General features: G+C 37.5%; 7 protein-coding genes and 3 pseudogenes. All 10 read left to right on the top strand.

Annotated features, from left to right (window positions below):
- The coding region (locus tag ACFIJK_RS08260; RefSeq protein WP_375627467.1) for a YadA-like family protein at positions 1-344 on the top strand (344 nt) is incomplete at its 5' end.
- Between the two features lie 603 nt (positions 345-947).
- Positions 948-1,091 (top strand): hypothetical protein, encoded by a 144-nt coding sequence (locus tag ACFIJK_RS08255; protein WP_375627466.1) that lies wholly within the window; start codon positions 948-950, stop codon positions 1,089-1,091.
- A gap of 61 nt (positions 1,092-1,152) precedes the next feature.
- The gene (locus tag ACFIJK_RS08250; RefSeq protein WP_375627465.1) at positions 1,153-1,920 is read left to right on the top strand and encodes a hypothetical protein; all 768 of its coding nucleotides are present in this window, start codon (positions 1,153-1,155) and stop codon (positions 1,918-1,920) included.
- A complete protein-coding gene (locus tag ACFIJK_RS08245; protein WP_375627464.1) occupies positions 1,917-2,303 on the top strand; it encodes a hypothetical protein in 387 nt (128 codons plus the stop codon). The genes ACFIJK_RS08250 and ACFIJK_RS08245 overlap by 4 nt, the downstream gene beginning before the upstream one ends.
- A 23-nt stretch (positions 2,304-2,326) precedes the next feature.
- Positions 2,327-2,374 (top strand): annotated as a pseudogene (locus ACFIJK_RS08240) (hypothetical protein); the annotation flags it as partial.
- Positions 2,375-2,380: 6 nt separating this feature from the next.
- A complete protein-coding gene (locus ACFIJK_RS08235; protein WP_375627463.1) occupies positions 2,381-2,839 on the top strand; it encodes a hypothetical protein in 459 nt (152 codons plus the stop codon).
- A gap of 112 nt (positions 2,840-2,951) precedes the next feature.
- The gene (locus tag ACFIJK_RS08230; protein WP_375627462.1) at positions 2,952-3,143 is read left to right on the top strand and encodes a hypothetical protein; all 192 of its coding nucleotides are present in this window, start codon (positions 2,952-2,954) and stop codon (positions 3,141-3,143) included.
- A 322-nt stretch (positions 3,144-3,465) separates the two neighbouring features.
- Positions 3,466-3,903 (top strand): annotated as a pseudogene (locus tag ACFIJK_RS08225) (YadA-like family protein); the annotation flags it as partial.
- A gap of 448 nt (positions 3,904-4,351) precedes the next feature.
- Entirely contained in the window at positions 4,352-9,805 is a 5,454-nt protein-coding gene (locus ACFIJK_RS08220) for a Vomp family autotransporter (protein WP_375627460.1), read from the top strand.
- 797 nt (positions 9,806-10,602) lie between these two features.
- Positions 10,603-12,579: pseudogene (locus tag ACFIJK_RS08215) on the top strand (hypothetical protein); the annotation flags it as partial.

Here is a 12,579-nt window from a genome sequence, read left to right as displayed (position 1 = left end):
AGTATACGGATGAGAAAGTTTCTCATATTGTAAAAGATGGAGTTAATGAGGCTAATTCGTATACGGATATGAAGTTTTCGACATTAAGTTATGCTGTTGAGGATGTTCGAAAAGAGGCAAGGCAAGCAGCAGCTGTTGGTTTAGCGGTAGCTGGTTTACGCTATAGTGATATTCCTGGAAAATTAACAATCGCATTTGGGAGTGGTTTGTGGCGCAGTCAATCTGCTTTTGCTTTTGGTGCAGGTTATACTTCAGAGAACGGTGATATTGGTTCCAACTTGTCAATTACCACTTCTGGAGGGCACTGGGGTATAAGTGCAGGGGTTAATGTGATACTCAACTAATAAACGATTAAATCCATAAAATTGAATTGCCTTTTTCTTATTTAAGAAAAGGGCAATTTTTTTACCTTCTTCCAGAGTTCTCTAAAGCTATTCTAAATGTAAAAACTCTCGTAATTATATAAAATCCGAATATAAAAAGCTTATTACAAATTTTGTTGAGAATAAAAGACCTTAGTGGTAAAGATTCAAAAAATTGATTGCTATTTTTCTTTGATAATTAGGTAATAATCTTATTGCTCTATCCTATTATTTTGATTTATTAAAATGCTTCAAGCAATGTAAATACGAATATACCCTTTATTAAAAGAAGACAGTTTTAGCTTTTATTTGCGTATAGTTTTAAACGTATGCTTTATGTTGATATCGTTATAACTTTTCATTGAAAGTCTTGTTTTTTAAATGACAAATTATCTTAAGAATAGAATAATTCAAAATATTATGTTTTTTTAATCAGTTTCCTTTTTTGTAGCTTCATAGTAAAAGTTTAATTTCTCCAAATTGTTTTAATCTAATTACGAGTATGAAAAGCAAATAGTGCAAATTTTTACAATTCAAAATATGTCTTTTTATGTTTTAGACATGGTTTTTTGTTAAGGGTTTGTTATGAAAAAATTATTGATCATATTCAAGGGAAATAGCTCAAGTTTTCAGCGTTTATTTTATCGGTTGTTTGTAGCAACGTTTTCATTGGGAGTTGTGATAGTTGTTTTTTTATCGAATGCTATTCCTGTTTTGGCGAAAAATTGATATAATAGAACAGCTGCTTCAAGCCATGGAAAAAGCAACAAAGAGCTATTCTCAAGGAAAAATGCTCCTTTCTGTGTATGCTAACTCTAACAGCATTGGGGCTCTCTCAAAAGGTTTTGATTTATTAAAAGCAAGTTATTTAACAGCACTTAATACAGCAGCAATGGCACCAATAGTGGATGATTCTACAGATTATAGTGGCTATATCAATTTTCTCGTCAATACGCTTTCTATTAAGAGTAAGGATGGTTTTAGTGAGAGATTTCTTACCGATTCGCAATTGGTTATGAACAATAACTCTACAATTACAATGAGTTCTGAAAACAACGAAGATGCAAGGATTATCGATGGATCTGACACCTTGCGACATGATTTCATTACAAGAATGCAACGATTTACAGGTATGCAACGTACTCCAAACACAAGTATTGCTTTAGGTAGTGGAACGCAAGGGGAAAAAGAATGGAGCGTTACTGTAGGCAATATGGCTCACGCTTTGGGGAAAAGCAGTGTCGCAATAGGTGGTGAATATAATAAGAAGAGCAAATATGGAGATAATAATTATACAACTGCGAAGAGTGATTATTCAATAGCTGTAGGAGCCGTTTCTAAAGCCCTAGGGTATGGTTCGATTGCTCTTGGGTGCATATGCATTTTCTCAAGAAGCTATTTTATAGGTTCCTATTCTAACGTGACGGTTGATGGGGTGTTGCTATCGGGAACAACTCTGTACCTGGTAGGGCTGCTGGCGTTTTTGGGTATATGTCTCTTCTGCAAGGACCGGCTAAAAACACCGAATCTCAATAGAAAAGTACGAAAGGTGAAGTGAATATTGGTATTCTTAGTAAGAACATAACGCGACAAATTATAGGCGTAGCAGCTGGTAGCAAACCTGCCGATGCAGTGAACCTTAGACAGTTGCAGGATTTAGAAGAAGTCGTAAGAAAAAAGGTTGGAAACTGTCTATTGCTGGTGAGACAGCTAAAGATTTTGGTGCCAGATAGTACAATAAATTTTCATTCGGAGGAAGTAATCTCAGGGTTACAAAGAGATAAGGACGATGAAAATAAGCTCATATTTGGTTTGGCTAATGACATAGTATTGAAAAGCATAACATTAGGAGAGAAAACAAAAGTAGATGCAATAGGCTTAGTAATTATTGATGGCCCGCAAATAACTACCGGTAGTATTAATGCGGCAAGTAAAAAGTAACAAATGTTGCAGAAGGAACTCGCAATACTGATGCAGTGAATTTTTCACAACTGAAGGAAGTAAAAAAATAAGTAGCAGTGAGTATTTTTGTAAAACAGGAAACAGCAACGAAACACATTACCATTGGTAAGGATATAGATGGTGATAAAATTGATATTGCGAATAAAAGTGATAAATTACGGATAATTTCTGGTTTTAAGAAAGCAAAGAGAGATAAAGCATCAATGATGCTGTTAGTAAAAAAACAGCTTGAAGAAAGTTTAGAGAAACTTGCTAATGATTCTGCTGTTGTTTATTATGATAAAGAAAATAATGAAAATGGCACTATTAATTATGAAGGTGTGACTTTTGGAAAAACTACAGCTCCCGCTGCACTTCATACTGTAGCAAATAAAGTTACGGAAAATTCCACTGGTGTTGTCAATGGCGGTCAGCTTTATTCATTGGGTGATAAAGTTGCGAAATCTTTAGGTAGTGGAGCATCTTTTAGCGACGGTATTTTTACAGCTCTTACTTATAAATTATCATCAGATTGATGAAAAAGGTACGGTAATAGAGAAATCATATAGCCACTCTAACTTATTTTACAAGTCTTGATGACAATATCAAGAATATCAATAATCGTATTAAAGGAGTCTCTGAGGGGATGTGCAGGATTCTTTGTCATGGAGCACAAAGGATCAAGCTTTTGTTGCAAAACATGGAGAGAAGCAAGAAAACAGCAAGATCACATCCCTTTCGGCAGGAGCTATTACAAAGAGTTCCACGGATGCTGTGACGGGGTGGACAGCTTTATTCACTAAATCAAACGCGTGCAAAATATTTTGGCGGTGGTGCTAGATATGAGAATAAAGAATGGACAGTACAGAGTTTCAAGCTGAAAGTTTTCAAAGATGATGGAACCTTTGAAGAGAACAGCTATGATAATATTGCAGCAGCTTTTGCTGGCATAAATAGTGTTTTCGCGAAGCTTCATAATGAAATTTCTGGCAACATCGAGAAAAATGCTTTGTTATGGAGTAATGGAGCAGGGGCATTTGTGGCTCGGCATGGAAAAGACGAAAAAAAAGCTATAACGATATTGCTAATGCATTTAATGCAGGTCGTGGCGTTGATAAGAATAAGAAGGCGAGTAAGATTATCAATGTAGAGGTAGGGGGGTGGGAAGGTAGGAGAAAGCTCGAAAGAAGCAGTGAATGGTGGTCAGTTACATGATTATACGAAAAAGCAGACAGATATGATTCTCGATAAAGCGAAAGAATATACGGATGAGCAAGTTTCTCATCTTGTAAAAGATGGAGTTAGTGAGGCTAATTCGTATACGGATATGAAGTTTGCAACGTTAAGTTATACTGTTGAGGATGTTCGGAAAGAGGCAAGACAAGCAGCAGCGATTGGTTTAGCAGTGTCTAATTTAAGTTATGATACTCCTGGAAAAATCAGTCTATCATTTGGTGGTGGTTTATGGCGCAGTCAATCCGCATTTGCTATTGGCGCTGGTTATATGTCAGAAGATGGAAAAATTCGCTCCAATCTCTCCGCAACGGGTTCTGGTGGTCATTGGGGTGTAGGTATTGGGCTTAATTTAATACTGAACTAGATAAGCAAAAAACTTTTCTTAAATATGCTCTTTGCCCTTGCCTCATCAAAGCGGGGGCATTTTAGTAAAAAGCTTTCATAAATCCTCTAATGAAGTAAAAAATCTTATTCACGAAAAATAAACTGATGCCTAAACGGATGATCAATAGGTACAAAAATTATATCTCTTTCAAAGAGGTCAAAGCTAAAAACGACACACAACCTTTGATAGAAAAAACGAAATTAATTCTAATATTAAGTGTTTTTTTACCTTCCTTAAATTGACTTTCACGAACTTGCCTCTAACTACCCTCTAAAGACGCTGTAGAAACAACAGTTTATGTCTTAATTTTATTTATGTCCTAAAACACGCTGTAAAAGCAGGAACACGCAAGGGAAATAAGAAAGCTTTAGAGTTCTAGAGCATACCTTTTTTGTGTTTTTAATCTATTATTATGAAGGGGGTTTTTATGAAAAAATTATATACTACACAAAATCTGCGTGATTTGAGGTTTTCTCGTTCACATCATCGATCATCATTGTTTAAAGTAGCTTCGTTGGGAACTGCGGTGGCATTGTTTTTATCGAATGCTTCTCCTGTTTTTTCAGCAAATCTCGATTTAACAAAAGCATCTCTTGAAAATGTGAAGAATGCCGCTGTGGTTTATCCGCAAAGCATTATCTCTGCGTATGATTACTATGATGGTGATAAGGAAAATTATTTAACAGCATTGAATGTGGCAATGGTGCCAAAAGTTGACGCTTCTGATGACGATGCAAATTTTTTAATCAAAACCCTTTCTGGTATAAGTAATGATGATCCTATTGTGAATGTTTTGAGGGCAGATGACAAAAACTCATTGGAAAGAACATTAGATACAGGCGGGCAATATAAAAAATTGATCATCAGTTCACAGGATGGTGAGAATACAGCGATTATTGATGCATTGAATCCTTCGCGCAATGACTCTATGGCTAGAATGCAGCGCGATACAGATATGCAACGTGACGTACAGGGTACTAGTGTCATATTTGGTAATGATATAACAAAGGCCGAAAAACTCCATAAGGATAGTGATATTACTGCTCTTGGCGCCAAAATAATAGTCAATGCTCCCGATGTGGTTGCTGTTGGTTATGGTGCGCAGGTGGATAATAGCTATACTGTTGCTGTAGGTCATTTGGCGTATGCTGTAGGTAAAAAAAGTATTGCAATAGGTAGTGAAGGTAGACAAGGTAGTAAACCGATCCCTTCTGAGGGGCGTACAATAGCGAAGGGTGAAGAATCAATAGCTATTGGACATCGTGCTAAGGCGGACAGTGAGGAATCTATAGCTCTTGGTGCTTATGCAAAAACGACGGTAAATTTAGGTGTTGCGATTGGGAGCGAGTCTGTGGCTGATGTTGCTGCTGGCAAACTTGGTTATAATCCTTTAATTAAAAGCTCGTCAGAAGATGACAGCACGATATGGGCAGCCACACTAGGTGCAGTGAGTGTTGGTGATGCTAAATCAGAGAAAACGCGCCAGATTGTAGGAGTGGCAGCTGGTAGTGGCGACACTGATGCCGTTAATGTTGCACAGCTAAAATCGTTACAATCATACGTAGACCAAGGTTGGACACTATCTGTTGGGGGTAAAGATGCTAAAGCCGTTGGTATAAAAGATACCGTAGATTTGTCAGCTGCAAGTGACAACCTTAAGATCACAAAAGGTACGGAAAACAATAATGTGACATTTGATCTAGCTAAGAATATTACAGTGGCAAGTGTCACTGCAGGGAACGCCTCTATGAGTAGTGATGGCTTTCTGTTTGCTGATGGGGCTAAAATAACTGTGGATGGTATTGATGCTGGCGAACAAAAGATTACAGGAGTAGCAGCTGGGAAAGAAGCTGATGATGCAGTGAATTTTGCGCAGCTACAAGAGATAAAAAATCAAATAGCAGAAAATAGTTTTGTTAAGCAAGATGATGGAGAAGAAGGTCGTATCACCATTGGTATGGCAACAGGTGGTTCTGAAATCAATATTGCAAATAAATCGGGTGAAGATAGGATAATTTCCGGTGTAAAGGCTGCTGTAAACAATAATGACGCTGTTAATAAACAACAGCTCGATGGTCAGATTGCAGATGTTGTTGACACCATAAAAAGCAATAGCCTTGTTAAGCGAGAAGAAGAGACAAATCGTATTACTATCGGTAAGAATATAGAAGGCGCAGAGATTAATATTGCAAACAAATCAGGTGATGCTCGTACAATTTCCGGTGTGAAAGAAGCAGTTAATGATGATGAAGCTGTTAATAAAAAACAACTTGATGGTGAAATTGCAGATATCACGGACAGTATTAAGGTCATTAAAGAAGCAAATAGCTTTGCGGTTCTTTATGATAAAAATGCAGATGGCACCATTAATTATAATAGTGTGACTTTGGGGGGTAATAAGACTACGGCACCAGTTGCTCTCCATAATGTACAAGCTGGTACAATTGCAGAAGGGTCGAATGATGCAATTAATGGCAGCCAGATTAATAAAATATCCGGAGATGTTGCAAACTATTTTGGTGGTGATGCGGAATTTAGAGATGGTGCTTTTTTAGGACCACAGTATAATTTATCTACAGTTTCTGCCGAAGGTTCTGGAGAACAGAAAATCTTTTATAATGTTGGTGACGCTTTGACAGGGCTTGATGCAAATGTAAAGAATGTGAATAGTCGCTTAACATATGTAGTCAATGACTTTACTCAGAAAATTGATGGTGTTTCTAAAGATTCTCTCTTGTGGAGTGAAAATGAACAAGCATTTGTTGCTCTTCATGTAGCAAACGGAGAGAAGACAGACAGCAAACTCACATTTTTGAAGGATGGAGACATTTCTGCTAACTCAACGGATGCTGTAAATGGTTCGCAGCTCTTTACGACTAATCAGAATATTGCCACTGTTACGAATGATCTAGCAAAAATTTCTCAAAATACATCTCAATATTTGGGCGGTGGTGCAGATGTGGTCACTAATAAAGCACCAACCTATACGATTCAGAACACTGAATATAACGACATTGGTTCTGCTTTTAGTACTGTTGATAATTCTATCACGAATATCCAAAATCAGATTACGAATGCGACGAAAAATAGCCTCGTTAAGCAGGAGGAAAATGAAGGTACTATCACTGTTGGTAAAGCAACAGGTGGAACTAAAATCAATGTTGCGAATAAGAACGGTGATGCTCGTACAATTTCCGGTGTAAAAGCTGCAGAGCGGAATGATGAAGCTGTTAATAAAGAACAGCTTGATAAAAGTATAGAGAAGATTTCTAAGGATATTAATCTCACAACAGCTGCTGCAGTTCTCTACGATAAAGAAAATGGTGCTGTTAATTATGGTAGTATAACTTTAGGTGGCGATAAAAATAAAGAGCCAGTAGCTCTCCTTAATGTCAAAGCTGGCGAAATTGCTGAATATTCAACCGATGCAGTAAATGGGGACCAAATTAATCAAATCTCCCAAGATATAGCAAATTACTTTGGTGGGAATGCGGAATTTAGTGATGGTTATTTTGGGGGACCAGAGTATAATTTATCTACAGTTTCTGCGGATGGTAAGGTGGTTCAGAAAACCTTTGAAAATGTTGGTGACGCTTTGACGGGTCTTGATGCAAATGTAAAGAATGTGAATGATCATTTAATAAATGTGACAAATGATTTTACACAACAAATCAATAATATTACTCAAGAAGTCAAAGGGGATGCCTTGTTGTGGAATAATGATGAGAAAGCATTTGTAGCACAGCATGGAGAGGGAAGAACCAATAGCAAAATTAAGTTTCTTGCCAATGGAGATATTTCTGAAGATTCAACCGATGCTGTAAATGGTTCACAACTCTTTGAGACCAATCAGAATGTTACCACTGTCACAAATAATCTTTCAACAATTGCTAAAAATATATCAAAATATTTTGGTGGTGGTGCAGATGTATCTAATGGTAAAGCGCCAACGTATACTATTCAGGGCAAACCACATAATGATTTTGGATCTGCTTTTAGTACTGTTGATAATTCTATCACGAATATCCAAAATCAGATTACGAATGCGACGAAAAATAGCCTCGTTAAGCAGGAGGAAAATGAAGGTACTATCACTGTTGGTAAAGCAACAGGTGGAACTAAAATCAATGTTGCGAATAAGAACGGTGATGCTCGTACAATTTCCGGTGTAAAAGCTGCAGAGCGGAATGATGAAGCTGTTAATAAAGAACAGCTTGATAAAAGTATAGAGAAGATTTCTAAGGATATTAATCTCACAACAGCTGCTGCAGTTCTCTACGATAAAGAAAATGGTGCTGTTAATTATGGTAGTATAACTTTAGGTGGCGATAAAAATAAAGAGCCAGTAGCTCTCCTTAATGTCAAAGCTGGCGAAATTGCTGAATATTCAACCGATGCAGTAAATGGGGACCAAATTAATCAAATCTCCCAAGATATAGCAAATTACTTTGGTGGGAATGCGGAATTTAGTGATGGTTATTTTGGGGGACCAGAGTATAATTTATCTACAGTTTCTGCGGATGGTAAGGTGGTTCAGAAAACCTTTGAAAATGTTGGTGATGCTTTGACGGGTCTTGATGCAAATGTGAAGCATGTGAATGATCATTTAATAAATGTGGTTAATGATTTTACACAACAAATCAATAATATTACTCAAGAAGTCAAAGGGGATGCCTTGTTGTGGAATAATGATGAGCAGGCATTTGTAGCACAGCATGGAGAGGGAAGAACCAATAGCAAAATTAAGTTTCTTGCGAATGGAGATATTTCTGCTAACTCAACGGATGCTGTAAATGGTTCGCAACTTTATTTGATGAGTAATCAGCTTGCTGCGTATTTTGGTGGTGGCGCTGGCTATAATAATGGACAATGGATCGCTCCTACTTTCAAGATAGCACAATTCAATAATGACGGCAGTTCTGGTGAGAAGAAGACCTATCATGACGTTGCCAATGCTTTTGACGGCGTGAGTGAGAGTATGTCCAAGATAAACAATCGCATTCAAAATGTTGAAAACAATGTCTCGTCCAATGGTTTAAATTGGAATGAACAGAAAAAAGCCTATGACGCTAGTCATGATGGTCAACAAAGTAAGATTATCAATGTAGCAGATGGTAAAATTGCAGAAGGTTCAAAAGATGCAGTCAATGGCGGACAGCTTTGGCAGACCAACGAACGTATCACTGGCGTTGAGAAAGATATTAAGCATATCGAAAACAGAGTCGACAATATTTCCGCTACGGTTACGGATATTGGTGAAACGGTTTTCCATATTGAAAACAGAGTTGATAATATTGAGAACACGGTTAATAATCTTTCTGATGGTGCAGTTAACTATGATAAAGATGCTGATGGTAAAAAGACCAATAAGATCACTCTAAAAGGTGGCAACGAAAGTGAACCTGTTATGATTGATAATGTTGCGGATGGTCGTATTGAGAAGGGATCAAAAGAAGCTGTAAATGGTGGTCAGCTCCATGGCTACACTGAGCAGCAGATGAAAATTGTTCTTGATCAATCAAAGCACTACACGGATCAACGGGTGAATAATATCGTTATCGATGCTATTGATGATGCTGTTGATCGGGCTAACCAATATACAGATATGAAGTTTAATATTTTAAGTTATGACATTAAGAGTGTACGCAAAGAGGCAAGACAAGCAGCCGCTGTTGGTCTAGCAGTATCCAACCTACGTTACTTCGACGACCCAGGATCTTTGAGTGTCTCATTTGGTAGCGGGGCATGGCGTGGACAATCTGCGTTTGCTCTTGGTGCTGGTTATACATCTGAGAACGGAAAAATCCGCTCTAATCTCTCTGCTACGAGTGCTGGTGGTCACTGGGGAATAGGTGGAGCAATTACTCTGAAAATAAAATAATACGAACAACGAAAACAGAACAAAATAATCACCCTTATTTATTGAAATGAGGGTGATTTTTTTTTACAGACGTACAGTATTTATCTAGAGATAAGCATAATATTTGATGACGATATAAACTTTAAGGTTTTATAGAAGACCCTTATATGCTTTTATTGCAAAAATATCACAAATAGAATCCATATTGCTAAAAAGTTATATTTTTATGTTGCTATTTTCTTGAACAGTCTATAACGATACGGGAATGTATATTAGTAAGACTCATTTTGATAAAATAACTTTCAGGGGGAGATAAGTAGTGCGTAAAAATAAAAGGCACATCACAAAATCACGCATATATCATTACATGACATTTTAAAAAGAGAAAACCTAAATAAAAAACGATTTTCCAAGGAATCTATATCCCGAACATATTACAATTTCTTTTTACTTTACTTGTTATTAACAAAAAAATGCTTTCTAATAAAACTAAAACCTTTTTCAAAGGATTTTATAGTAGAGACTATAAAGTAAAAAGTAATATTAAATATGCAATACCTCTTTTTTATTTAGGAAAAACAGAACATCAAAACCCATAGACTTTAAATGCATTACCTTTATGTCCACAAAACATGAACCAAAAACAAACATTTAAGTCTCAATACAGAAAGCACAAACAAAACAAGATCAAAGACTCAAAACGTTCACACGCTAAGCAACGATCCTCCATTCTGAATTCCGAGAAGATCAATAATGCTAAAATGTGTCTTTTTTATGTTTTGGAGGTGTTTTTAAGTTTTTTCATTGGAGAATTTATTATGAAAAAATCATATGCCACACTAGCACACGATGATGCAAATGGGATTCATTTTCCTTATCCGTTGTCTTTGGTGAGGGGGCTTTTGTTGGCTGCAATAGTTGCGTTTTTATCGAATGTTTCTCCTAGTTTTTCGGCAAATGTCGATGTAAGCAAAATATTCCTTGAAGGTGTCGAGAGCGCTGTTGTAGGAGCTCCACGAAATGTTATCTCTGCTTATGATGGCGATAACAGTGAGTTAGATGCTTCTAATGCATCAAAGGAAAATTATATAACAGCGTTGAATGTTGCGACAACACCTAAGGTGGATGCTACCAGTGACTACGCAAATTTTCTGGTCAATACTCTTTCTAGTAACAGTGATAATAATTCCACAATAAATACTTTGACAACAAGACAACTTATTCCTGTTAGTGAACTGCAGCGAGACACGAAAGATGATAAAGGTATTATGTTGGGCGATACTGCAAAGGCAACTACTTATTCAAGTATTGCAATAGGTAGAGATGACCCAGATTGTAAAAATATAGGCGATAAAACTGGTTGTGTTGGAGCGTTGGCAACAGCTGAAAGAGCAATTGCTATAGGTTTAGCAGCTGAAGCTAAGGAAAAACAGGGGATCGCTATTGGTGTTAATTCATTGGTATCGGCTAGCAGTGCTATTGCTATAGGTCCCTTTACAAAGGCTACAACAAAAAATAGTATAGCCATGGGTTATCAAGCAAATGCAAAGGGGAATAGAGGTATTGCTATAGGCCATGATTCGCTGGCCTCAAGAGAGGATACCATTGCTATAGGTTACACAGCTCAGGCCTTGGGTGCGAGCAGTGTCGCAATAGGTTCTGAGTATCATGAAACTGATGCGAAGGATGATCATACAACAGCGGCAGGTAGTTATTCGACGGCCGTTGGTGCTGTTTCTAAAGCTTTAGAGTATGCTACGACTGCTATAGGTCATCGTGCAAAGTCAATCGCAAAGTATTCTACTGCTTTGGGTTTTTATGCAGAAGCAAGGACAGAAGGAAGTGTTTCTTTAGGGGATGATTCTATCGCTAATATTGCTGCTGGTGTGAGTGGTTATGATCCTATAGCGAATGCAGATGCAACAGATAGTGCATTGTCATGGAAAAGCACATCAGGTGCAGTGAGTATTGGAAGTGTTGGTGATAAAAAAACGCGACAGATTATAGCGGTAGCAGCTGGTAGTGCAGATACAGATGCAGTGAATGTTGCGCAGTTGAAAGCGCTAAGAAAGTACGCCGATAAAGGTTGGAAACTCTCTGTTGGTGGTGCAAATTCTAAGGCTGTTGCGATTGAAAGCACGGTAGATTTTTCCACTGGAAGTACAAATCTTAACATTACAAAAGGCGATAAAGATAATAATGTAAAATTTGATTTGGCTCAAGATGTTGCATTAACGAGCTTAAAGGCAGGCACAACCACCCTAGATGCAAAAGGTCTGGTCATTACTGATGGTCCGAAAATAACGACCGATGGTATTGATGCTGGAGGTAAAGAGATAAAGAAAGTTAAGGCTGCAGAACTCACTGAGACTTCACAACAGGCAGTGAATGGATCGCAGTTATTTACAACAAATAAGGAAATTGCTGATGTAAGAGATAGTATCCTTGTTAAGGAAGAAGAAGAGATTACTTTAGCGCGTAGTCTCCGTTCGGGGGAATCGACTGTTATCACCATTGGTAAGGCATCAGGCGGCACTAAACTAAGTATTTTAAACAAAGACGGTAAAGAACGGACAATCGCCGGTGTGAGTTCTGGTGAACTCTCAGGAACCTCGACAGATGCGGTTAATGGCTCACAGCTTTTTACCACCAATGAAAATGTTACTAAGGTTGCTGAGCATACAGCAAAATATTTAGGCGGAGGTGCCAAGTATGAGGGTGAAGCGTGGACAGATCCAAGTTTCAAGGTTAAGACTGTTAAGGAAGATGGCACTGAAGAAGATAAAAGCTATTCT

The organism is Bartonella sp. PS17NMGDW (assembly GCF_042193555.1).
Classification (GTDB): domain Bacteria; phylum Pseudomonadota; class Alphaproteobacteria; order Rhizobiales; family Rhizobiaceae; genus Bartonella; species Bartonella grahamii.
Note: the sequence above shows the minus strand (reverse complement) of the source record. Positions and strands in the feature narration are given on the sequence as shown.